This is a genomic window from Halorubrum sp. F4 (assembly GCF_027257195.1).
Taxonomy (GTDB): domain Archaea; phylum Halobacteriota; class Halobacteria; order Halobacteriales; family Haloferacaceae; genus Halorubrum.
Map to the genome: position 1 here is coordinate 321,077 of NZ_JAPDFS010000004.1, position 24,681 is coordinate 345,757.

20 protein-coding genes and 1 pseudogene are annotated in these 24,681 nt (G+C 55.4%); 13 read left to right on the plus strand and 8 right to left on the minus strand.

Features of this window, described 5'->3' with window-relative positions; translation table 11 throughout:
• The first annotated feature begins 16 nt into the window (after positions 1-16).
• The 6 genes from OKW78_RS12570 to OKW78_RS12595 all read left to right on the plus strand — a co-directional run bounded on the left by OKW78_RS12570 (position 17) and on the right by OKW78_RS12595 (position 5,253).
• On the plus strand, positions 17-1,135 hold the full coding sequence (locus OKW78_RS12570; RefSeq protein WP_281195498.1) for a PotD/PotF family extracellular solute-binding protein: 1,119 nt from the start codon (positions 17-19) through the stop codon (positions 1,133-1,135).
• A gap of 1 nt (position 1,136) precedes the next feature.
• The gene (locus OKW78_RS12575; protein WP_281195499.1) at positions 1,137-2,261 is read left to right on the plus strand and encodes an ABC transporter ATP-binding protein; all 1,125 of its coding nucleotides are present in this window, start codon (positions 1,137-1,139) and stop codon (positions 2,259-2,261) included.
• On the plus strand, positions 2,261-3,223 hold the full coding sequence (locus OKW78_RS12580; protein ID WP_281195500.1) for an ABC transporter permease: 963 nt from the start codon (positions 2,261-2,263) through the stop codon (positions 3,221-3,223). Before OKW78_RS12575 ends, OKW78_RS12580 begins: the two co-directional genes overlap by 1 nt.
• Positions 3,220-4,053 carry an ABC transporter permease gene (locus OKW78_RS12585; RefSeq protein ID WP_281195501.1) on the plus strand — a complete coding sequence of 278 codons (834 nt, stop codon included), beginning with the start codon at positions 3,220-3,222 and terminating at the stop codon, positions 4,051-4,053. The genes OKW78_RS12580 and OKW78_RS12585 overlap by 4 nt, the downstream gene beginning before the upstream one ends.
• Positions 4,054-4,129: 76 nt before the next feature.
• Positions 4,130-4,345, plus strand: coding sequence for a hypothetical protein (locus tag OKW78_RS12590; RefSeq protein WP_281195502.1), 216 nt, complete (start codon positions 4,130-4,132; stop codon positions 4,343-4,345).
• Between the two features lie 68 nt (positions 4,346-4,413).
• Entirely contained in the window at positions 4,414-5,253 is an 840-nt protein-coding gene (locus OKW78_RS12595) for a thioesterase family protein (protein ID WP_281195503.1), read from the plus strand.
• Between the two features lie 162 nt (positions 5,254-5,415).
• Here the strand turns inward: OKW78_RS12595 and OKW78_RS12600 are convergent.
• The 6 genes and pseudogenes from OKW78_RS12600 to OKW78_RS12625 form a co-directional block, all read right to left on the minus strand.
• Positions 5,416-5,865: pseudogene (locus OKW78_RS12600) on the minus strand (A/G-specific adenine glycosylase); the annotation flags it as partial.
• Positions 5,866-6,039: 174 nt separating this feature from the next.
• On the minus strand, positions 6,040-7,146 hold the full coding sequence (locus OKW78_RS12605; protein ID WP_281195504.1) for a site-specific integrase: 1,107 nt from the start codon (positions 7,144-7,146) through the stop codon (positions 6,040-6,042).
• The gene (locus OKW78_RS12610; protein ID WP_281195505.1) at positions 7,143-7,685 is read right to left on the minus strand and encodes a hypothetical protein; all 543 of its coding nucleotides are present in this window, start codon (positions 7,683-7,685) and stop codon (positions 7,143-7,145) included. Before OKW78_RS12610 ends, OKW78_RS12605 begins: the two co-directional genes overlap by 4 nt.
• Entirely contained in the window at positions 7,685-8,125 is a 441-nt protein-coding gene (locus OKW78_RS12615) for a hypothetical protein (protein WP_281195506.1), read from the minus strand. The genes OKW78_RS12610 and OKW78_RS12615 overlap by 1 nt, the downstream gene beginning before the upstream one ends.
• A gap of 36 nt (positions 8,126-8,161) precedes the next feature.
• The gene (locus OKW78_RS12620) at positions 8,162-8,419 is read right to left on the minus strand and encodes a hypothetical protein (protein ID WP_281195507.1); all 258 of its coding nucleotides are present in this window, start codon (positions 8,417-8,419) and stop codon (positions 8,162-8,164) included.
• 283 nt (positions 8,420-8,702) lie between these two features.
• Entirely contained in the window at positions 8,703-9,140 is a 438-nt protein-coding gene (locus OKW78_RS12625) for a hypothetical protein (RefSeq protein WP_281195508.1), read from the minus strand.
• Positions 9,141-9,707: 567 nt separating this feature from the next.
• Between OKW78_RS12625 and OKW78_RS12630 the strand changes: the two genes are divergently transcribed.
• The gene (locus OKW78_RS12630; protein ID WP_281195509.1) at positions 9,708-9,890 is read left to right on the plus strand and encodes a hypothetical protein; all 183 of its coding nucleotides are present in this window, start codon (positions 9,708-9,710) and stop codon (positions 9,888-9,890) included.
• A 10-nt stretch (positions 9,891-9,900) separates the two neighbouring features.
• On the opposite strand, the gene OKW78_RS12635 is transcribed toward OKW78_RS12630, so the two are convergent.
• Positions 9,901-10,809 (minus strand): ADP-ribosylglycohydrolase family protein, encoded by a 909-nt coding sequence (locus OKW78_RS12635; RefSeq protein ID WP_281195510.1) that lies wholly within the window; start codon positions 10,807-10,809, stop codon positions 9,901-9,903.
• A gap of 165 nt (positions 10,810-10,974) precedes the next feature.
• A complete protein-coding gene (csa3, locus tag OKW78_RS12640) occupies positions 10,975-11,640 on the minus strand; it encodes a CRISPR-associated CARF protein Csa3 (protein ID WP_281195511.1) in 666 nt (221 codons plus the stop codon).
• A gap of 498 nt (positions 11,641-12,138) precedes the next feature.
• Between csa3 and OKW78_RS12645 the strand changes: the two genes are divergently transcribed.
• The 6 genes from OKW78_RS12645 to OKW78_RS12670 all read left to right on the plus strand — a co-directional run bounded on the left by OKW78_RS12645 (position 12,139) and on the right by OKW78_RS12670 (position 24,399).
• Complete coding sequence (locus OKW78_RS12645; protein ID WP_281195512.1) at positions 12,139-12,936, plus strand: hypothetical protein; 798 nt, start codon at positions 12,139-12,141, stop codon at positions 12,934-12,936.
• Positions 12,933-13,859, plus strand: a complete 927-nt coding sequence (locus OKW78_RS12650) for a hypothetical protein (protein WP_281195513.1) — start codon at positions 12,933-12,935, stop codon at positions 13,857-13,859. The genes OKW78_RS12645 and OKW78_RS12650 overlap by 4 nt, the downstream gene beginning before the upstream one ends.
• On the plus strand, positions 13,856-16,942 hold the full coding sequence (locus OKW78_RS12655; RefSeq protein ID WP_281195514.1) for a hypothetical protein: 3,087 nt from the start codon (positions 13,856-13,858) through the stop codon (positions 16,940-16,942). The genes OKW78_RS12650 and OKW78_RS12655 overlap by 4 nt, the downstream gene beginning before the upstream one ends.
• Position 16,943: 1 nt before the next feature.
• A complete protein-coding gene (locus OKW78_RS12660) occupies positions 16,944-17,768 on the plus strand; it encodes a hypothetical protein (protein ID WP_281195515.1) in 825 nt (274 codons plus the stop codon).
• A gap of 131 nt (positions 17,769-17,899) precedes the next feature.
• A complete protein-coding gene (locus OKW78_RS12665; protein ID WP_281195516.1) occupies positions 17,900-21,526 on the plus strand; it encodes a DEAD/DEAH box helicase in 3,627 nt (1,208 codons plus the stop codon).
• A 47-nt stretch (positions 21,527-21,573) separates the two neighbouring features.
• Positions 21,574-24,399: a P-loop NTPase fold protein gene (locus OKW78_RS12670; protein ID WP_281195517.1), complete on the plus strand. Its 2,826-nt coding sequence runs from the start codon at positions 21,574-21,576 to the stop codon at positions 24,397-24,399.
• The last annotated feature ends 282 nt before the right edge of the window (positions 24,400-24,681 follow it).

A 24,681-nucleotide genomic window follows, 5' to 3' on the forward strand; every position in this document is an offset into this window, starting at 1 on the left:
GCGACGGAGAGGCATCATGCGTAAACTGACCGACGGATCGACGAGCCTGAACCGCCGTCGCTTCCTTCAGGGAGCGGCGACGACGGGAGCCGCGGCCGCGGCCGGGTGTCTCGGCGGCGACGGCGGCGGCGACCGGGTTCCGATGGACGTCACGGAGTGGCCGCCCGAGGACCTGGAGTCGAACCTGAACCTCTGGAACTGGTACGACTCCTGGGCCGAGTACGCGATCGACGCCTTCGGCGACGAGTTCGACGTCGACGTGAGCAACTCCGGGTACTCCTCGGCGGACCAGTGGTACTCACAGCTCCAGGCCGGAAACGACGAGATCGACAACATCGCGGCGACGACGAACTGGGTCGAGCGGTCCATCGAGAACGACTTCCTCCACGAACTTCCGGTCGACGTCATGCCGGCGTGGGAGAACATCAGCGACCGCGTCAAGGACGCGAGTTCGTACCAGCAGGACGGCTCGGTGTACGGGATCCCCGAGGCGCTGGTGCTGTACCCGCTCACGTACAACGACGAGTACTTCGACTCGGCACCCGACTCCTGGGGCGTCCTCTGGGACGAGGAACACGAGGGCGACCTCTGTATGTGGGACAACGCCACCGTCTCCTGTCAGATCGCCGCGCTCTACACCGGACAGGACCCGATCCAGCCCGACGACTACGACGAGATCGAGGAGGTCCTGATCCAGCAGAAGCCGCTCCTCCAGACCTACTGGGGCGACTACCAGCAGGGGATGAGCCTCTTCGTCAACGAGGACGTCGTGGCGGGACCGCTCACGATGGGACGGACCTACACGGCGCGGTTCCAGGAGGGCGCGCCGGTCCACTACACCGCGCCGGACGAGGGCGCGATGTACACGAGCGACCTCTTCGTCATCCCCAAGGGGGCGCCCAACCCGATCGCGAGCCTGCAGTTCACCAACTGGGCGAGCGAGACGGAGCACGCGGCCCAGCTGTTCGAGACCATGGGCTACCAGCCCGCCGTCGACATCAGCGACGAGCTCTCCGAGGAGGACGCCGAGTTCACGAACTGGCCCGACGAGTGGGACCTCGTCTTCTCCGAGACCCTCTCCGACGAGGTCCGCTCGCGATACGACGAGATCTGGACGGCAGTCAAGGCCGCGTAGAATGTCGCTGCTGCGCGTCCGCGGGCTGACGAAGGAGTTCGGCGACCTGGTCGCCGTCGACGACGTGGACTTCGACGTCGAGGACGGCGAGTTCGTCTCGATCCTCGGCCCCAGCGGGTCCGGGAAGTCGACGGTGCTCCGGATGGTCGCCGGCTTCGAGGAACCCACGGAGGGGGAGATCGCCCTCGACGACGTCGGGATCGTCGGGTCGCCGCCGTTCGAGCGCGACGTGAACATGGTGTTTCAGGACCTCGCGTTGTTCCCGCACCTCACGGTCGGAGAGAACATCGGCTACGGCCTGAAACAGTCGGGCGTCCCGGCCGACGAGAGACGCGAGCGGACCGAGCGCATGCTGGAGATGGTCCGACTGGAGGGGTACGGCGACCGCACTCCGTCGGAGCTCTCCGGCGGGGAACAACAGCGCGTCGCGCTCGCCCGTGCGCTCGTCAACGAGCCGGCGCTCGTGTTGTTCGACGAGCCGCTCTCCTCCCTCGACCGCAAGCTCCGCCAGCACATGCAGGGCGAGCTCCAGCGGATCCAACTCGAGACGGACACGACGTTCCTCTACGTCACCCACGACCAGGAGGTCGCGCTCGCGGTCTCCGACCGGCTCGTCGTCCTCGACGACGGACGGATCCAACAGGTCGGGTCTGTCGAGGAGCTGTACGAGGCGCCCGAGAGCCGGTTCGTCGCGGACTTCATCGGCGACGTCAACGCCGTGGAAGGACGCGTCACGGGCGTCGAGGACGATACGGTCGTCATCGACACGGGCGACGACGAGGTCGCCGTTCCCCGTGACAGGGCCGAGGACGTCGCGGTCGACGACGCCGTCGACGTCTGTGTCCGGCCGTTCCAGGTGCGCGTCGAATCCGCGGACGGTGACGCCGACGATCCTGCCGACGCCGACGGAGCGTTCTCGACGACCGGGATCGTACGGAGCCGGAGCTACCAGGGGAGCGACTCACAGTACGGGATCGAGACGGACCGATGGGGCCACCTGTCCGCGGAGGTCCGGTCCGCCTCCTTCGAAGTCGACGACCGCGTCACGGTCGCGTGGGACGCCGGGGACGTCCACGTCTACCGTCGTGACGGGGTCGACTCGCCCGAGGAGGACGGAGGAACCTGATGGGAGAATCACCGCCCTCGGCCGGCGAGAGCGCCGATGGATCCGGGGACGGACTCGCCGCGGACGGAGGATCCGCGCCCGGCGTCGACGGTCGAATGAGCGGTCTCACGACCTACCTCCGGGAACGCCCTCGGCTCCGAACGCTCGCGATCGCCGGGCCGCCGTACGGGATCTTAGTGTTCTTCTTCGCGATCCCGCTTCTCGCGATGCTCGTCGTCTCCTTTCAGGCCGACCAGATCGGCGGGGCGTGGACGCTGCACAACTACACCGACTTTCTCACCTCGGACACGTACCTCACGGTGGTCTGGCGGACGTTCCTGATCAGCGTCCAGGTGACGGCGATCGTGGCGGCCGTCGGGTACGCGCTTGCGTACAGCATCGTTCGGTTCTCCCGGCGGACGACGCTGCTTCTGCTGCTCGTCATCCTGCCGTTCTGGACCAGTTACATCATCCGGATGTACGCGTGGATCAACATCCTCCAGAGCGACGGGGTCCTGGATTCGCTACTGGATCTCGCCGGACTGCCGACGCTGGGGCTGTTGTACACCGACACCGCCGTCCTCATCGGCTTCACCTACGTCTGGCTGCCGCTCGCGGTGTTGCCGTTTTACGCCTCGTTGACCAACCTCGACGGAGACCTCATCGAGGCATCGAAGGACCTCGGGGCGGGACCGATCCGGACGTTCCTCTCGGTCACGCTCCCGATGACGATAAACGGGGTGGTGACCGGCATCGTCCTCGTCTTCATCCCCACCTTCGGCTCGTTCATCACGCCGCGGCTGCTCGGCGGGACGAACAACATCATGATCGGGATGGTGATCGAAAACCAGTTCAAGAGCGCCTTCAACTGGCCGTTCGGCGCGGCCATCGGGATGGTGATCTCGGTCGTCGTCGTGGCGCTTCTGGTGCTCGCGACGCGGCTCGGCGGCGGGCTCTTCGGCACCGGAGGTGAGACGGCGTGAGCGCCATCGACCGGGTCACGGACCCGCTCGAGCGGTTCACGCAGGCACACGCCGCCCGCATGGCCGCCGCCGTGATCGTCTCAGTGATCGCGTTCCTCTGGCTGCCGATCGGCGTGCTCGTGTTCATGTCGTTCGCCGACGGCGGCGTGTTGTCGTTCCCGCCGGACGAGCTCACGCTCCGGTGGTACCGCGAGTTCCTGACGAACGACGCCGCGATCGACGCCATCGTCACGACGCTCACCATCTCGATCCCCGCGACGGGGATCACGGTCGCGCTGTCGACGATGATCGCGTACGCGATCGATCGGTACGTCTTCCCCGGGCGGAGCTGGCTCCAGCTTCTGGCCACGCTCCCGATCATCGTCCCGCTCGTGGTGACCGGGGTCGCCATGGTGTTGTTCTTCAAGGGCACCCTCGGTCTCCCGGACTACGTGGCGGTGGTGATCGCCCACGTGATCCGGACCATCCCGTTCGCGACGCTCGTCATCCTTCCGACGTTCCTCTCGTTCGACAGGGGACTCGAGGAGGCCTCGAAGGACCTCGGTGCCGACGAGTTCGAGACCTTCCGGCAGGTGACGCTGCCGAACGTCTTCCCGGGGGTCGTCGCGGGCGGCCTGCTCGCGTTTACCCTCTCGTTCAACGAGTTCGTCTACACCTACTTCGTGAAGGGATCGGGCGACCCCACCCTTCCGGTGTACATCTGGAACCAGATCCGGTACAACGTGACGCCCGAGGTGAACGTGATCAGCGTGGTCTTCCTCGCGGTGGCGGTGTCGATGGTGCTCGCGGCCGTCTCGATCACGCGAGTCGAACTGATCGCACAGCGCTGACGCCGGGCCGAGGCTCGAGCGTCACCGCGTGCTCCGGCGACGGGACGTTTTTGCCCCTCGCCGTCACAGGACGGGTATGGAGCCACCGGACGCGGCGCTCCTCGGTATCGCCGCGGTCGTCGCGGCGACCGTGGTCGGTGCGGTGGTCGTCGCCGGCCTGCTCTTCGGGTTCGACGAGTCCGTTCTCCGTCCGTTCGCGCTGCTCGCGGCGGAGCCGTTCGCGTGGATCGTCGTCGCCGCGCTGATCGTCGCCGTCGTCGGCCACGCGTACATCGATCGAGGAGCCCCGTAGGCGGTCGGGTCTCGTGCCGTTTGCCGTTTTCTGTACTATCATGTGCTTCAGTATGATCGGTGAAAGACGTGCAAACGATTCCCGGCCACCGGGTTCGGTTCGGCGAGCTCGCCGGCTCGCTCGTCCATGGCGCGACGTTCTTCGACTGGTCGTTGATATCCACGCAGGAGATGACGGAAGCGTTCGATCACTCCTTTCAGGAGATCCTCGCCGCCGATGGCATCCCGTACGCACCGGTCGTCGCCAGTACCTCGGTTACTCGCTATCCCACCGTTGGCGACGTCGTTACCGTCGACACGGTACCGGTGAACGTCGGCGACTCCAGCGTGGAGTTGCTCTACGAGATCGATAACGGCGACGGTGAACGGCTGGCCACGGCACGAATAGTTCACGTGACGATCGCGGGGGACGGATCCGCGCTGCCGTTGCCCGAGCAGACCCGCTCGGACTTCGCCGACGCGTCCGTCGATCCTGACCCCGACGTCGGGCCCGGAACGGGGACCGATACGGACGGGGAGACGCCCACGTTTTCGTCGTCGTTCCGGATCCATAGCCCCCACATCGAGGGGGCGGATCTGGCGTACTTCGAGGAGTATCCGCGGTTCGCCGACATCGCGCTCGAACGGTTCCTCGATGAACGGGGGACGAGCCTTGGGGAATTACGCGGCGACAAGCAACCCTATCGCATCCGTGACTGGAAGTGGGAGTTCAAGGCACCCGTCCGATTCGAGTCGACGCTGCACGTGAACTGTGACGTGATGGCGGTCGAGCGTGACACGATTCGGGTCGCACATGAACTGTCCAGTAACGGCCGGACAAACATCGAAGGAGTCACCGAATACGGATGTTTCGACCGGACCGGCGAGTCGGTTCCGTTCGACGATGCCATGCTGACTCCGTTCAGGTGAACCGAGGCGCTAAACCCCCTTCCCCAGCGAGCGCCGGCCGACGACGGGATCCTCTTTGCCCAGTACTAGTGGACGTCAGAGCCGGTCGGATGGGGGCTCGTCGACGACCTCCGAAGAAGGATCCCGTCTCGGCTGTGCGTCGGTCAGCGGATCTGAATCGGACTACTGGAGGCGAGCAGTTATCTGGTCGTTCCCTTTCTCGATCTGGACGAGACCGTCCTCAGAGAGGTCCGAAAGGAGACTTCGCAGCCACTCTCGCCCGTACTCACCGTCGGGTGTGTAATCCACCCGGATGCGGTGGCCAAGTGTGTCCAGTTCCAGCTCGTCGTGTTCGCCGAGGAGTCGAACGATCCGACCCCGGAACTGCCGACGGCTCCCCTCGAAGCTCGGTTGCGTGGGCACGTCCGGCGCGGTGAAGTCACCGGACTGGTAGGCGTGACACCACTCGCGCCACGGACACCCGGCCTCGTCACAGCGAGGTTTCTTCCCGCAGGCGACGCCGCCGAGTTCCATGATCGCGTTGTTCCAGGTTCGAGAGCCGCCCTCGGGCATGAGGTGGGAGGCGACCCGCTCGAAGGCCGCGTCGTCGTCCGGGACGTCGAACGCGCGGTAATAGAAGAAATCTATTATAGAGTACGACGAGTGCACTCGTGTCGTTTCATTCCTTGTCTACGACAGATTTGCCGCGTCTGATCCCCTCGAACTACTACAACAATAGAGAATAGCCGGTTTCGACGCTTTGTTCCCTCTCACAGGGAGGCGTCAGTCAGAATGGTGGCAGGACGGTTATACTCGAAGCTCGTAGATGTCTCTTCGAAACTGGTTCTCAATTTTTTCGTACCTTGCGTGGATGTAGTCGTCGATGGCTTCCTTTGTCGGTTCTAGTTCTCCGCCACTCTGCATGTCTCCCCGAAGGTACTTGAGAAGGTCACGCTGCCATCCTTTGTCGATCCGGAACCACGTTGTGAACCGGTGCCGGCCGTAATGTGAGCTCACACCTCTGTACTGATCTGTCGGCCCGTACTTGGGACGGAAGTACTTCTTCCAGACATCGTTGATGTTCGTGTGGTCCATCTTTTTCCCGCCAGATTTCGACAGGAACAGCCACGGTCGGCCGTTATCCGGTCTACAGAGCAAGTACTGGAGGAGTACCCGACGAAGTTCCTCATCGAGCGGCAGCACCCGAGGACGCTTCGACTTGTTTCGGTCACGGTCGTGCGGGATGTAGATGGCGTTCGGCCGACCTTGGAGCATCGGATGCGTTCCGAGTTCGTCGTAGTGGTCCTGCAACTCGGAATTGGTGATATGGATTTCGCTGAGTTTGATGTTCGACACTTCTGACGCCCGAAGACCGAGTTTGAGTTGAATGACGACCAGCGCACGGTCTCGAATGTGTTTCACTTCGACGTCGATGAACTCCCTCAACTCGTCGAGTGGAATCGGGTACTGATCCTTCGGATCCTCCCCACTAAGGTCCATCCGCATCTTGGCTGATTTGAACGGGTTGTAATCCTTCGGGTGTGGGAAGGCGGGTGCCATCTGGAAGTACTCGTATGCCTGGTTCACCGTCGAGAGTTTCGCCGAGACGGTTCCACTCTTGTTGTTTCGCTCGTTCAGATAGTACTCAGCGAAGGCGATTACGTGTGATGTCGTTGGGACCGCTGGATGCCGGTTGTACTCAGTCCAGATGAAGTTACACCACTGAGCGACTCGTCGTTCGATGGCGACAATTGTGTCTTCGGCATAGTCTTTCGAGTAGACGACATCGTCCAACCAGAGTTGAAACGGGTCGGAATCGACCTTCTGGAACTGCTCGTTGTACTTCGCAAGCGGGTCGATGTCTCGGCCGAATGCCTCTGCAAATTCTTGGTGACGCTCTTTACTATCGCTCATTCGTTCCTCTCCGAGTAGTTTGGTTTGTAATCTGTCTGCCAGTACCACAGTTCCCGCGTGAGACCCTCGCTGTGCGCTGCCATCAACACCGGATTGTAGACGTGGGGAAAGTCTACGTGGTGGACCAACCAATTGAAGAACGTCTTCAGCGGCGACAAATGCTGGTAGTACACCGTGTTGTCAGACCGTTCGACAACCTTGATCGAATACCCACCCTCCTTGATGTGCTGGAGGTATGCTTCGATGTCATCGGGGTGAGCGAGTGCGTGGTGACGCCCTACCTCTTCCCGCATGAACCGTTTGAACCGATCACCACACGGGTACCATGAATTCTCCTTAGTCGATTCTTTGAGGTCGTCACGTGTTTCCAGGTAGACATCCCATGTGTCTTTATCCCGAAACTGGGATTCGAACGATTCCAGTCGGTACCGGGTCGGAACTTCCTCGATCGATTTGTACACGCCTAGCCAGTACTCGACATCTCGTTTCCCGGGTGCGTCGTCAGATCGATTTGAGGTCTCGACGTTTGCCCGCGGCATTACCACTCTCCCCCGCTATTGGTCGGATAATACCGATCATCATCGAAGATGAGTTCCTCCCCTTCCATGTCGTCGAGCTGCGTCGTTACTCGTTCAGGAACGGTCCGTACCACGTGTCTGATGATCTCGTCGTACGGTGCTCCGGGGTTCGCCTGGACGTATTCTTTAATCGTCTGTCTCTCTCCTTGGTAGACCGCATCTTCCAGATCTTGGATGCGTTCACGCGCACGATCCAGTTCGCTCTTCAGATCGTCCCGCTGTTGTCGAAGCTCACGGTTTGTTTCATCCGGATTAGCTGAAGCATCGAATTTCTTCATTCCCGCCTCAACCATCGCTTCCATGAACTCGGAGGTAGACATTCCCAACTCGTCAGCCCGATTTTTCCAGCGGGTATACTGTTCCTGAGTGGGGTATGTCGCAGCGTGTTTGCTCTCAGCCATCTCTCACCTCACAACCGTGGATCCACTCCCGTGATCTCATTTTGCATCGATGAGCAAGAACCCGTCTTGTACTCTGACCACGACCTTATCGGTCGTCTCAGGGTTGATACCTTGTTTCTCTAGTTCGTCGGGAGTGAGAAACAGTACGGCACCTATCGCCCCCCACTCATCGGTACGATCAATCTCGACTTCTCGGGAGTCATCGATAGACGGCGTATTTCTATTGACTATCTGGTCGATGTGGTCTCCAGGCTGAGGATCTCCACCAGTTTCGCCGTCAGCAGTTCGGTCCATGACATACCAAGATATGGCTGTTATATTTAAATAGACTTGGAAAGTTGGCCTTCTGGTGCTGTGATTAGACTATATTCGTCTAGTTATATGGGAAATATAGGATAGATTCGAATACTATCCCTTTGCCGTGCCCGCATTACCAATAAACCATTTCAGACTGGATTCGACAGATCGATATAAACTCTCCCAACCAGTATCAGCGATCAAGAGGATGTTAAGGCACAGTAGTTGGCAACACACGACAGAAGTCGTGAGGTCCTGCCACTTACCTAGGTGAAATGAGTTAGCAGTCCCGAATCACGAGGCAGTTTTCTGGTGCGTATCCAACGAGCTGCTCTGCCTGCATGGCGTGTGCGACTTTCACGGCTAACGCCATCCCAACGGGCGTAACAGTCTCGGTTTCGAGCATCGCTTCGAGATCGATACGTTGGACGACTTGGCTCGGGGTAAGGCTAGTCCCGACCACGATGATGCGGTCGGGATCGGGGGTCGTTTCGATGAACACGAAGTGTTCGTTGTACTGGTGGAACGCGTTGAGGACCGTGCGAAACTTGTCTCTATGGGGGTCCCACAGGCGGCTACACGCGGCGAGTACGCGGTTCAATACGGTCGGATCTACGGTGCAGTCGTCCGCAGCGGCACGGACGATGTCCGTATCGATCGGGTGTTCGTTTCGGGGTGCGACGGTCTCGGTCTGTTCGTTCGCATCATGTGAGCTCATTGGTTGTGCCCGCGAGGTGTGACCTCGCCTGAGCAAACAGGCACAACCAGCAATCACGTTTAAAACTCTGCCTCTCAGCGGGTGTCAGTCAAAGAAGGTACACCGAGAATCCGGCTTCCACGGGTAGTTCCCCGGCTTACAAACCATACTCCGGTCAACCTGCTGTGAATCCCCAGATCGAGGCCTCTCACTGCGGTCACCGAGTTTCAAACGAATCATTGCAAGATCCCTCGATCAGCGGGAACTCGCGCGCGGAAACAGACGCACCACAACAGGGGAGGGGTGTCCCGAGTGAAAGTAGGACTACTGTTCGCCCACATCAGTGGTCCCTATAGTACCACACCTGTATCCTCTGCCGAGGAAGATATCGAGAGACAGGTCCGGCGATACACTGAAGTCAGTCGTGTTTGCTGTCGACGTATGCGTCGCCGGTCATACCTCACTATCCTATCGGGACTCTCAACGCTACGGCTCATTCCTGACCTTACTCCGGAACCATGCCTTCCCAGAGACGGTCACTTGATGTTCTGGTTCCATTTTCGCAACGCCATTAACCGAGAAAGACCGATGAGCACCGTCTACTCCCGCGAACACGTTGTTAGTGAGATGGATTTCGACACAGTAACCGAAGCGGAAGCAATCCAAGCCCTAGCACTGGCGAACGCAGGGTACTACACGCTGGACGATATCCCTGTACACTGGCAGTTATATTTCGACGACGTAGAACGAGACCTGTCGACGGATTTGTGAGCCGATAAAATCACGCGATGGTCACGAGGTGATCCGCGATGTCAGCGAGGCGGTCCGAGTCATCGAGTACGAATATCCATTGACTAGGAAGAGTTGATGCTCCGAAACGGGCCCCGGCAACCGCTCCTGCTATCGCCCCGATCGTATCAGCGTCTCCACCGCGATTTACGGCCGTTACAATCGCTTCTTCGGCATTTTCTGCGGAGAGTCCGTCGTGGAGTGCCGTTTGAAGCGAATGGACGACGTACCCGGATGTTTTCAGCGAATCCGGTGTCTCGCCACGAGCAAGTGGTTCAAGTGCCGTCACGAGTTCGTCAGGTGCATCCGGATCGACACGATCAAGCGCGTCTCGCAACGGCGTGGCATTATTGAGGATCAGACCTGCGATCGTGAGATTCAGAATCGCACACCCGTACGTGCAGCGCGGGTCTGCGTGTGTGATCAGTGAGGACTGTCGGCTCACCTCCACGAGTCGACCCGAATCGTTGGCGTACGGAATTACGAGCGGCGCGCACCGCATCACACTACCGTTCCCAGCATTCTGGCCTTCAGGACTATTTTCCCACACTCGTTGGCCCGCCTCGTCCCAGGCGTCGCCGTGTTTGAGACGACTGATCGCCTTAGCCGTCATCCGTCCGATATCGAACGGGCCGGAGTCGTACCACCCGACGAACCGGTCGGCGATATCAGCTGGATCGAACTCCCGACGTTCGACTAGACTCTGTGCGATACACAGCGCTTGCTCTGTGTCGTCCGTGACCGTCCCCTCGGGTTGGTTCCACGTGCCGTGGCCAACCATCTCGTCCAACCGACCATAATTGGACGTGATGACTGACTCGGATTTGAACTCGACCGGCCGCCCGAGTGCGTCCCCACAAGCGAGGCCGAGTAACACACCACGTGCTCGGTCTGAATCCATACACCACCTACAGCGAATTGTTTGAAAAATGTCCGCACGATAGATTGGGCTTACTACACCAGAGACACACCTCTATCGATATGCGATTGATCCGCGTTACCAATGACTAACCCTCCGCCTATATATTTCTGAGGTGTCAATTTGACGCGCCTGTAGTCCCCATTATCAGCCATTATCCATTATTGAAGACGTAGACAGAGTTTTCAGAAATATACGCCCGCTATCAGTTATTTTCACAGTCTTACTTCGGCCTTGTTTGGTGGTTATCACGAACCCTTCTGATTCCAAGGTATCCACATGTCTAGCAATCGTGCTTTTCGATTTCTCAAGCTCGTCAGCAATCGAACTGATAGAAAGGGGAGTGTCGAGTTGGTCAAGATCAACTAGTAATGATGCTTTAGCATCGGATACATTACTTCGGAGGTTCAATCCTGGGACTCTTCGGACACTATTATCGATGTCGCCTACCTGTAATACGGTATCAATCCGATGTTCATCCGCGAACGTAGCTACCGTAAGCGGTAATAATAGTTCACGTGCCCCACCTCCAAGAATTACAATAATTTCACCATCTGACGACTGAATCAGATCTAAACAAGTCAGTACTGTTTCAACGAAGTCGGTGTGCGGCAATAGTTCCGATTCAAGACGAAGGCCAGGAACGACCTGTGTCAAGATATTTTCAACCTCATCATAGGCGTTTTCACCCTGTTCAGCGTCCGTATTGGGTTGTAACAGAACAACCCGATCGTCGTCATCAAGCCCCTCACTAAGGACCGGTCGAACGACACGACGGCTATCAAAGCCGAGGGGTGCAAGATAAGTTCTCATACGCGAACTCATCTCGCATTTACCGTTACTGTTCCGATTTAGTGCAACAATATGTGATTAGTTGATACACTCATGATATCGAAGCAACGATGAGACGAATGATAGTACGTGTCTTCGGAAATACCGTTGCACTATTAGCGCAACGGAGGCGGAATTGTTGTATTGTCGATAGATTTATTTCCGGAGGTCAGCATTGATACCTGTTCGCAATCATCGTGGCGGGTCTCCCTCGTCACGAAGAGTGATATCTCCACAATTATCAGATACCCGACAATTTTATCACTTGGAAGCCCATATTGATCATCATCCGCATCCAGCGGAAACGGCCATAACAGGGCGTTTTCGCACGTAGTTCCAACTACGGCAACGATGCGAGGAAGGGGCGTCCATCCCACATCTGCGCCCTGTCAATCCCAAGCAACCCAAAAAATGACAGACCCACCCAATACAAAGACACCGGCACTAACCGATTTCGTGGGCACACGAGATTCGTTTCTCGTGATAAAGGACCCACAGTTGGCGAAGACCGGAACACAAGCCCGCGCACAACTTCGATCGCTACCGTTCCTCAGGGAGTTCGGACTTCAGCGAGTCGCACATCCCGCGATCTACGATAACGGACTCCGCCTGGTGAATTACGATCTGGTTTCGAACGAAGACCTGCGGGAAGACGGCGTAAGCGATGTCGAATTCCCTCTAACCCACTATGTTAGCCAAGACATGCTGACTGGTGACCTGCAAGATGAGGATCGTAAATTCGACGACCAGGATGTGGTCCGAAGGTTGCTTCGTTCACGCCCTACTGACGAGACATACGTACTCGTTACTGACACAAGCTCACCGATGATGCCGCGACACACCAAAAAACCTGGAAAGTCGTTCATCGACGAGTTCGAGTGCTCTGTGGCGGATTATAAGGGGCTATTAAAAAGGTTCTTGCAGTACAATCTTGACTCTGCGCTCTCTCTGTCGACGACGCAGAATCTATACTTCCACCAACTCTCGGACTTTCATCAGAAGACGGGGCTCGAAGCGGATTCAATACCGGCATTGTTCGACTACACCCGAATCCCAGCTGACAGTCCTGCGTGGGATCCGCTGTATTACCTGATCCGCGAGGATGTCGAACAAGTTCTCGACGATTACTCTGAGCGTATCCGTGCAGCACTCCGTTCGTGGACCGAGCGAGGACCTACTCAGGATATCGCCAATAGAATGCTCGACATGCTGGAACGGGTCGATTTCGAAGAAGAGCGGCTCGACAACTATCGCTACCGTCACCAAGAGAAACAATGAGTACGTCATACACACCAGCCAGTCATAAGCCCGACAAGCTACTCACCGGGTTCATCTCCGTTCGAGTACCGGAACTCAAGCACATTTACAGCTCCATCCAAGCATCGACGAGCACGAAAGAGGTGAACGGTAAGTTCGGACGACCCAGTAATTCGGGTCTCCAGACAGATCACATCGGAGACACACTGCGGTTTCTGAACGCGGTTGACCTTGTGGAGAGCCCCTCAGGGGACATACTCGACACGGTTGAACGAATTAACGACCGCCGATTTGAGGGATTACCGTTCGAGGCACGCCTACTGTACCACTGCAACCAACAGGATGGTCGTCAGCGTCACTTCGCGGACGTTCACAGGGCGCTTCTCGATGAAGGCGGGAGAACCGTAGATGCCGACCGTGATAGTCTCCGAACCATTCTGAAGCGGGAAACGGACTACGACTTCAGTTGGACCGACGAGAAGATCGATATGTGGGTCACGCTGTGTGAACAGATCGGTGTAATATCGGAGACAGAAGACGGGATCGTGCTAAGCCCCTGTCGCGCATTGATGCACGACGCGCTCGTGCTCGCTCCAATAAGCTCAGGCGAAGACCCTGAGTACACCGAAGCACCAGTTGAGGATATCGAAGCCAGTCCGGCACTCAATTGGATCGACGAAAACCTGTTCACCGTCTACGCTGCTCGCAGCGGAACTCGTCGTGTCCATCCGAGCGTGGCTGACGTGTTGCGAAACCTGGCCGATGACGAAGTCATTAGCCTGTCTGCGCCCGGTGACGCACAGAACGAGGTCGAGTTACCGCCAGAAGACTTGAACGAGGACAGTCGCGGAAACCGACGAGACGTTACACACTTATCACTCCGGTCGTCGCCAGCGGAGACCGCGTATCAGTACCCCCTTGATCAGCAGATTACTCGACAATGAGTCAGAAAACACAAGATCCGACCGAAGGCGGACAGATGCCCACCTACTGGGACGACAGTCAGGTAGACCACTTTATAACATCTGAGGCCCATACGAAACATAAGACGCCAGAGCAGTTCAAGGAGACCCACGTCGATATCGATCGGATTTTTGCCGATCATCTCACTCCGCTCGGAGTGTCGGGGAACTTCGTCACTCAGGAGGACGTCCTGAACGCGATCACCGCCTCAGATATTCACGATCCGAACAGGATCTTCATTCTTCGAGGCGAACCAGGATCGGGGAAATCGCAGCTCTGCGAGTGGACTAAGTATCAAATCAACGGATACGGTGACGATGATGACGGTATCGAGGACTACGTTGCGCTTCACGTATCCCGTAGCCAAACTCGGATGGACCAGATCCTCGACGTATTGACTGAACCACTGGACGTCGAAACTGACGTACAGAATATCGACGATCTGGATCCATTCGACGCGGCCAGTGCGATCGTCGAATACTTGAACGGGATCTGGTCCACGGAACATTTTACTGATGAGGAGCTTCGTGAGCTGACCGAAAGCCGAGGAGACGACAGCGATCTTAGAGAGATCTTTGCGAGGAATATTCAGGACTACCAAGACTCACTCGAATCGCGCGACGATAATCCGGATTTTAACTTGATAACTGATTCCGATTATCGAGACCTTCGACTTCAGGTCAGCTTCAGTACCAAGCTCACCGAAAATAAAGACCTATTGTATTCGGTCCTGAAAAACGAGGCTCACGAATACCTGTCACGAAATCTCGTCGGGGACTTCAAGGAGCAGCTCAAAGAATATTCAGACCAATACCAAGAGCAGGGGATTCGACCGGTACTCATCTGTGAGGACCTCACGACGTTCAGTGTCCTAAAAGAGCAGTTACTCGACCACATCTTCGAACTCAGCAGTAGTTGCTACGACATCGTTCTCGGCTGGACTATCGGTTGGGAACAGGACAACATCAACGACGCACTCGCTCGTCAGGACGCTGCGACGTACATGAAGGGGCGGACTGAGGGTTACCTGACGATGACCGATGACAACGGTGAGGCGTACTTTCTCGACGACGACGTTTCCGTCGCCCTCGCCCGATCTTACCTCAATGCGATCAAGCGAAACTCGGATGTCAAGGAGGCCCCCGACGAGATACTTGAAGCCTTTGACAGACTGTACCCGTTCAACGAGCGATTCATCCACGTGGCGTATCGCCAGCTCAACGATGAAGGTAGCAATCGGAAAACGCCACGCTTACTCCTGCTTCGAGTGGTTAAGCACTGTCTGAAATCATCGCTACCCCCATACGAATCGATGAAGTCGAACTCGTTCGTCGACACTCCGACGTTCGAGATCGACATGAAGTACGATCAGATCTACCAGGACATCAGTCGCTGGTATGGGGTTCCCGTGAAAGACGGAGTCGGCGTCAAGGTCGGGATCTTCGAAACGTTCGGTATCGAGCTACCAGATGATGATCTGGCATCAGTAAAAGATGGATATGTCGTGTTCGACCGGGGGAAGGGTAGTGCGGTCATCAAGAAGATCAAAAATCCGCCGACCCCGACACACGTCGAAGAGGAAGACGAAGATGAGAATGACACCGACGATACCGATGAGTCAGAGGACGACGGAGATGGGGAGTCCGAAGATGATGGCGATGAGGAAATTGAGATAGAGCCAGATCGGGAACTGACTGAGGAAGAGCGTGAGCGACAACAACAGTTCCAAGAGTTCCAAGATTGGGTAACCAACGGCGAGGAGTACCCGAGTTCCGATACGCTTCATGATGGGGCAGTCGCAACACTCGAACGCTGGCACGAGCCGACTCGTCTCGGACATCCGAACGCACCGACACATTCTACGGAAGACCGAACCGCCGGTGCGATCTACTACGCTCGTGGGGATAGCGTCCCGGTATCGATACAGGGAGACCAGCAGCGACAAGCAAGTATCGACATCGAACTCAAGTGGGGGGCAGACAACGCTGACCTCTACATGAGTATGCTCGAATACGGCTTGTTTGACGTATTTGATCCTCAGACGACAAACTTCGACCAGTTGCGTGCTTGGGCTGATACCAACGTCGCGCAATTTAAGCGGGAGATGCGCGACGAGATCGAAGACTGTCTCCCCGACGAACTTGATATCGAAAAGACCCTCGTCTTGGCGAAAGTGTTCCTGATCAACGCTGCCCGCGGAGTGGAAATCGAAGACGACGGAATTCCCACCGATCTCGTCTTCGAAAACTACGATGCAAATCAGCCCTACGGTAAGCCGGTTCGGGAAAACTTCGAGAAGGACGGGTCATTCGGAAAGGCGTTCGGTCAGCTTACTGCGTCATCAAGTGCGGTCCACGACCTGATAGAGGGTTTCTTCCTTCTGCGGTCGAAGGTCGTCGATTACGACCGATTATCTGATGCACGGCAGGAGATTTCAGAGGATTTCCAGGCCCATGTCGACGCCGCATTAGATATCGATCCGGCTGGTCTCGCCGACGCGTATAAGATCGGTTCGACCCGGAACAACGCTACGACGAAGATGTCAAGTCTGTTGGATCGGGTTTCAAATTACGCTGCAGAACTCGACCGTCTCACGGTTGAGGACGACGCTACACACATTCAGGAAGCACTCGAACCGATCGAGCGATGGTACGATAACAGTCACACGGTCGATGATCTCGCGGACTGGTTCGAGACGCTGTATCAGTGTGCCGGGGCGATGGACGTGCCCCTCAAGTCGAGTTACGACGAGGCTTACGAAACGCTCACCGAGAATCCCGAAGACGTGCGACTGAGTGACTTCGGAGACGACGTTGAACGGTTCCGGAACATGGACGACGTGTACGGGGTCACGTTGATCGCTCGATTGCACGACTTCGCTCGGAGTCAGCACGAACAGGAAGCCTGGGAGATTTACGAGGCATTCGACTCGCTCATTAGCGACCTGCAGGAGGTTGACCACGCAACTGGTTCCGATCTCGAACAACGCCTCCAACAACTCGACGAGTACAGTGATTACGAACAGAACAGGCAGAGCATCCTCTCAATTACGGAGGAACTGTAACATGTCCAACTCGGAATCCTTACCCACGGTAGTCGGCGCGCTCGAAGACAAGGCTAGGGAACACAAACAGGCGGAGAACACGCAGTACCACGTCTCGGTCGCGCAGCACAACATCCGGGAAGTGAACAATGCGATAACCGAATTGGAAGAGGCACTCAATGATCTCCGATACTACGAGACAATACTAGAGGAGGCGTTTAATGAGGAATCTCCAACCATGCTTAATAGTGCCGTACAGACCGCTGAGCAGGCAGTTGGTGTGACTCAAGATGAGTTGTTGGGTAACGTGCAGAGCAAGGAGATGGATGACAGCGAGGTTGAACTCAGTGGAGACGACGCCGACTTGACGGTCGAACTCACTCCAGAGGTTGAGACCCAGGTGAGCCAAATCCGATCAGCGAAAAAGCAAGTGGAGAGCGTCGCTCAGACCGTTCGGAGTCAGTTAGAGAGCAAGCGAGACGACTGGGTTACGAAGGTCAATGCGGCAGAGGAGTTACAGAAAATCCTCGGTGGGCAGAACTCCGACTTTGCGAAAACTCTGAACCACATGCAGCGGCTCCTCAACCGCGAATTGATGGACTCAAGCGGAAGAGCGTCAAAGTTCGTCTCCGAGTGGGACAACGCCACCAGTAACTGGGACAAGCACCAGTCACTCCAGAGCTTCGACGATTTTCAGGATCGACACGACCTTTCCGATTCGACGATTGAAGACGTGAAAACGTTGAGCAAGTCCCAGCGTCTCACGTTGGCTGACGTGTCCCTCGATTCGCTGAAAGAGATGAAACGCGTCAGCGAACTAGAATCGGCTGTTGAGCTCAGCCTCTGACGATGCAGGATCCAGTATCCAGAGGGGAGCAAATGCGAGCGGCCTACCGAGACTACTTCATCGGTCGAGGTGGGCGCGCTGCACGGAGCGTTGCGAATCGCTTAGCCGACGGTGAGAGTGATGTCACGGGCATGCGCGGCCCGTACTTGCAGGCACTCGACATTCCGAACTGGAGCGACCGTTCATGGGAGTCGTTTGCCCGATCAACCCACCTCGAACCCCACATCAGGCGCGCATTTTCTCAAATCGGGTTTGAGCGGCTTTACGATTTTCAGGAACGCAGTATTGAGGCTGTACTAGATGGCGACGACACTGTCATTACGGCTGCAACGGGGCGAGGCAAAACCGAAGCCTGGCTCATCCCCATTCTCAACCGGATCCTCGAAGCGAAACGCCAGGGAGACGAAGAAGATGAAACAACCGTCAAAGCGACGCTTATCTATCCGACGAAGGCGCTCGCCCAAGATCAGCTGAAACGACTCCTACAGTATCTCTATCTCATCAATAAGCAGCTGAAGTCCTCTCAGCGTATTTCAGTCGGGATATTTGACGGAGACACGCCACGCAACGTGAGTGAGTCCGGTTCGGAGGGGTACCTTAACGCTACCTTCCGCCACTTTGAATGTCCCGGATACAACTCCGATTTGGAAAAATGCCAAGACTGCGGTGCAGGCGTTCGGGTCAGAAATACCGGGTCCCGTTTCAAGCTTATTCCGGAGAAAGCACACTGTGAGAACGATGATCCGAACGATGTCCCCCTCGATTTCCTCCGATTAACACGATACGACATCCTGGAAAACGGAGTTGATATCCTCCTTACGAATCCCGACTCAATCAATTACCGGCTTATCAACACCAACGCGGATGACGAGCACGAGAGGTTCATCTACGAACCGGAATTCCTCGTGTTCGACGAGGTACATACGTATGACGGTCTGTTCGGTTCCTACACCTCAACGTTGATGAAGCGGATCCAATCACTACGTGACGAACGAGGTGAAAACAGCCTACAACTCATTGCGAGTAGCGCAACTGTAGAGAACGATGTCGAGCTCTTTCAGAAGGTCAGTGGGGCGATCGACGTAACTCAGGTGAGTGAGTCACCCCGAGAACTAGGAGGGGACGACCCATCATCCGTCCCGGAATCCCTGACTTCGCGGGAGATTACCGTGGATGGTATTCTTGAGGCGACGGCTAATGAGGAGGATACTGTTCCAGGGCTGGACTCGTTCGAATACAAGTTAGAAGACGCGTCCCATTACGACCGTGAGCGCCGAGAAACCTTGGTCGCCGACGGGCTGTTTGATTATCTAACCGGATGCCCCGATGATCCCGCAATACAGGTAGTGCAGTACGTGCATCAGCTTCTCTACGAGAACCCGCTCACCCGTTCGGAATTGCACAAGCAACTTTCCACCGAATTGAACCTCGACGAAGGTGACGTCGAAACTCTCATCAAAAACGTACGTACGTTGGGCGAATTTTCCGGGATACTGGAGAACCGAAGCCACCTGTTCTCGTGGCCAATCGATGGATTTTACGCTTGTGTGAGGTGTGACGCTGTCTACCGTACACCACAAGACAGGTGTCGTGAGTGTGAATTCGACTTCGTAACTCGGTCCACATACTGTAGATCTTGTAGCGACGAACACCTCATCGCTTGGTACTGCCCCGAATGCGACCAACTAGAACCGTACACGCCGACGGAACATGGATCGGTCGGGCAAGACGAGGAACACCTGTGTGGGAACTGTGAGTCGGCGGATAGGGGTGATGTACACTCCCTGAAAGCAACGTTCCGACCGTTCCTACGCTGCGCGGACTGCGACCGCATTTCAGAACGGAGAACCACACACGACTGCGGGAACTGTGGGGGTAGAACAGTTAGAACTGCTCCCGATACGTTTACCTGTATCAATCCGGGATGCGGTTCGACCCACGAAGCAAACCAAATCTGTAACCACTGTGAGGGCGACACGTTCGAGGTCGCGGTCTGCGAGGGATCGTTCGAATGTACTGACTGCGGATCGTCCTACCGGAGACCTTCGGAAGCACCGGGTACCTGCATGGAATGTGAAGCCACTCTCAGATCGACTCGGTTCATCCCCTGGGTCTGTACTAACGACAGTTGCGATAGAATACATTTCCGGGAGGGGATGGAGGAGTGTCCATGCGGCCAGACGGAGTTTGTCAAACGGGGACTTTTGGAGATAAGGCACGATCAACATTGTCGGTCGTGTGGTACGGCGTTCGTCGGAGACTCCGAGTGCAGTTGTGACACACCGGACATCCATCCGAGAACCGGAGCACACCAAGCATACAAAACGCTTGATAGGGACACGGCGATCCATTCGATGAGTTCACATGGCTCGGCGGTACCGTGTCCGCACTCGTATACCCGGTTCGAGATCGGGAGTCGATTTGACGAGTTAATGCGGAGCCCGAACAACCTCGCAGCGACGACTTCTCAATACCTGCTCCGGGCTGTCGCGGATGACGAAGGACAACGGGCAGCCAAGTTGCTCTCGTTCGCCGATTCCCATCGGGATATGAAGGAGCTTAGTCGGGACTTTAGCGAACCGGAAGTCGAAACCCTACTTGACCAACTGCTCGTTCGAGCCGGAGCAATCGAAGGGCAAGCACATAGCTGGATATCGTTTGACCAAGTCATCGAGTATGCAGACGAGGCGATCGAGGACCTGAATGACTCGCTTGAACCGCCTCGCGTCGCGCGAAACGTCGAGGTCGATCTCAAGTCGAGACTGAAAGACCAACCACGGAAACGATGGGATGACGACGAGGCCCTCCAAGACAGGCTCTCGCGTCGCGCCCTAACGCACACCTACAGCCAGCGGTTCGGAGAACGAGACCAGCCCCTTTCAGAACTCGGACTTCTCGACGTAAGGTTTGCCCCAGGGTTAGAATCCCTCTCTGCGGACGAACGGGCAGTCTTACGCGAACTCGTCGATGCCGGTAACGGATATCGAGTGGCGAACTTCAACGATCCCGGCGGGCAACGAGGCGTGGACGACATAATCGGCGACCTCGTCGATCGTGATATACTCGCCTATGGCCATTCGGAAGAGTACGTGTCCTTCGCACCGGAGGCGTTAGAGATCACGGCTGCGGGGGAGGGCGACAATATCCGATTCGACCCGGAATCAGAACAGTACTACACGTCGCTTCATCACCAGTTCGGACTTGCTGATCAGTCCACAGTACGTTCGAACGCGTCGGTCAGCGACTTGGCGTCCGTCAACCATCCACGGTTCACACAGCGGGCCCATCGGATAGAATACTCCCAAACGCGAATCCTACTTTCCGAGGAGTATCTTGGAACGACCGACAAGCGGAAGAGGCGGGAATTGGAGTTCCTGTTCCGAGAGGAGAACTATCCCCATCACCTTTCGTCCGGCCCAACCATGGAGCTCGGTGTCGATATCGGATCGCTCGACGCGTTACTACTGTACGGGACGCCGCCAAACATGAACGCCTACCTTCAGCGAGTCGGTCGTGCTGGTAGGAGCTCACATTCCTCACTGGTACATTCCGTGAGCCAGCGGAATCCCATCGACTACTACTACTACGACCACCCGGACGAACTCATTTCGGCAGAGCCCACACCGGTTCCGTTGAATGAACACAACGAAGGGACGATATTACCGGGCAACTTTACGACGTTGACGAACAGAAGAATGAGAAGACGGACGATTTTATCGAGGGTATTTATAATTTCATTACTCATTCAACACATCTAATTGCTATTATTGCTGTTCTTGCAATTGCTGCAGTCGCATCCAGCTTTATGGGATTCGATAATATTTCAACCAGTCTGTTGATTTTGATTGCCGCGCCGTTGTTGGTGTTTATGGCAGAACAGTTGCAAACGGCTACAACGACACTTCAGCGGAAGTTTGTGTATCCTCGGAAAGAGTGGTCTGGTGCCTATGAGCGGATCTTTCACCAATTGATCGATAAGGCACAGGAAGATACGAATACGAACCGTATTATCATTTCAATTGATAATCTGGATCGGTGCCAAAGTCGGACAGTCTACGAGGTGCTTGTTTCTTTGAAGACATTCATGGATGTCTCGCCGTGTATCTATATCATTCCATGTGATGATGATGCGCTAAAAAGCCACATTCAGCAAATTGATCACCAGGAGGGGACATATTTTAAAGAGGGCCAGAATACTCGTGAGTTCTTGAGGAAGTTTTTCCAGACGACTATTCGGATTCCGCCGATACTTGCGGATGATATTGAGGCATATGCTGAATCTCAGAATGATCGATTGAATCAGCCATATAACCCGGAGGTGTTGGACGTACTGACTAAGGCATACATCAAAACACCTCGTCGTATCAAGCAGGGTCTTAATCGAGTTACGGCGTTACGGTTGCTTGCCGAAGAGATAGAGGAGAGTGATGCAGGGTTAGAGCAGACCCGTGTTACGGATCATCCTGCATTTCTGGCAAAAATTGCGGTGCTAGAAGAGGATTATCCGGATTTCTATAATGCCTTACAAGAAAACCCTCGACTCTTAGATGACGTTGATCGGTTTTTTATTGGAGATCTACCTGAAGAGCGCAAAGGTGAAGTTGAGCGGTTGTTTGAGGAAACTGCAGCGGAAACGAGCGGTATTTCGAATTTGCGGACGTTTTTGAAAGCTACGCGCCCGACTTCGGTTCCAGATATTAAGCCATTCTTACATCTGAGTGAGCCGCAGTATGCAGGCGCACTTGATACAAATTTTGTCCAGTTTCTCCGAACAAATCAAGTTGAAGATGTTAAACAGTTACTTGACGATGTTGATGAGGAAGCCGATGAGCCGTTTGCCGTCCACTGTGAGGCGATTGAAGATATTCTGGATGAGTATGACCAAGAAAGCCGTGACCAAGCACTCTTCAGCACTATTGAGAGCATTCTTGAAGTCTTTGACCAGTTTGATGACACTGCGAAACGGCGGATTGCTGATGCGGTAGGGGAGGTGCTTACGGTACGTCTCGGTGATGGTTTTGTCGAACGATTCAATCTTTATGACCTTATCTGGCTGCTGGACCGAATTTCAGAACCAGGTATCCGTGTAAACCTCCTGACGGAGCTTGCTACGACAGTGGTGGTCGATGGAGAATGGCAGAAGAATCGCCTCGAAGCGTTCATCGCATATTCGTACAGATACGAGGATGGAAAGTCTGAGCGTGTTCATAGACCGCTTCCACAAAGGACAATTCGGATGTTGTCTGATCAGTTGTTGGAGCTCCCGAAGGGAGATGATAGTGATACGTTTCAGGAGTCCGCATTTGGGGAAGCATTGGAGTATATTCGGTATGCGGGCCCAGGGTGGAGCCTTTTGACAGACGATCTGATGGAACCACTGGTAGAGGTCATTAACCGTGAAGAGGAAGATTCTGAGTTTGTTAATGCTGATCTGTACGTGAAGTTGGATCCGGGTGCGTCTCCTGAAATTCGTGGCCAATTCGTGTGTCAGTTGCTTGAATTCTCGCCTTCCAGTAATGAAAACCGGGCTAATCGTACTTATAATACATTAGCGGAGCATCTATTAGAGGTTGAACCAGAGATTGATGAGGCATCTGCAGATTCACTTTATGATCATATCGGTCAGGTGGTAGACTCGAAGGATACGAATGCTATTGATGTTGTGGAGGCTGGGTTCCACTTTTACGAGTCTGCTACAAGTGAGGCACGAGAACAATTCAGTCAAACAGTAGCTACGCTTCTTGAGGACTGGGGACTGAAATACGCACAGAAACCGATGGGGTGGGCAAAAGAATATGAGACTAACGAGATATTCGAAGATTCGAAGATTTTCATGGCGTATATGTCACAAGTTCCGGACAAATTCTCGAATAGCAGCACCGTTAGTACGGTTGTATCACGGTTCTCGGAGCGGTTCGATACAGAGCTGAATGAGGATATGGAGCGGTTGATTGATACCGCTGATGACGATGAACGCCAGTTGGGTGCTGAGATCTTTAGTTCTACGCCGTATCGATTTGAGAATTCACAGGATCTGGTAGTTAAAACGTGTTTGAAGCAAGCTCAACGAGCTGGAACGGAGTATCGTCAATCGTATTTGAAGGCAGTAGCTGTCGTGTATGATGCTATTGAGGAGAGTAGTCAACAGACCTTCATCGACCGGTTGGAAGAATTCTTGGAGGAACGCACGTCAAGCGATTATCAAGCCTTCAGGGATGTTTGGAATCAGATCGAGGGCGTGGTTGAGCCTCGGTACAAGCGGCAGTTAGCCGATTCGATTATCGAAGTATTGGAGGACGAATCAGTACCTCCGGAAGAGTTGGTCTCGGTCATCTACAATATCCATGATGAGCTCAGTGAAGGAAAACTGCAGCGCTGTATTGAAATAATGGTAAACGATCTTAGTAATGCAAATAATAAGCAGGCTCGCACCATCTTTGACCTACTTAGTGAATGCCCTAACTTTACTGATTCAGAGGACGCAGTTCTCACACGAATTGAAAGCTTCCTCGATCAAAATAGCGCAAAAAGCTCAACCACAAACGCAATTGATAGCGTATTAACCGCATTAGAAGAACGGGGTAGTCCCGATGGAGAACGGATTGCCACCATCCGGGAGAACTACCTCTAATTAGGATGGAAACGGAGAGAAGGGGAAGGGAAGGTTACTCGTGGTCGTGGAGTCAATCGGTGGCGTCTGCGTTGACATAGATCGAATCCCGGGCGGTGATTTTTGCGATGAATACACAATCTTCGTTGACCTATCGTCACCGTCCTTTGAGCCTCCCGTAGTGCGTGCATGCAAAATATGCACGTTGTATCTTGCAAGCCTCTAAGAAAATATCCGAAGGCTAGGGTCGTGGAGTAGATTAGAATATACGCCTCTATTACTGTGTCAACAGATACCGAGATA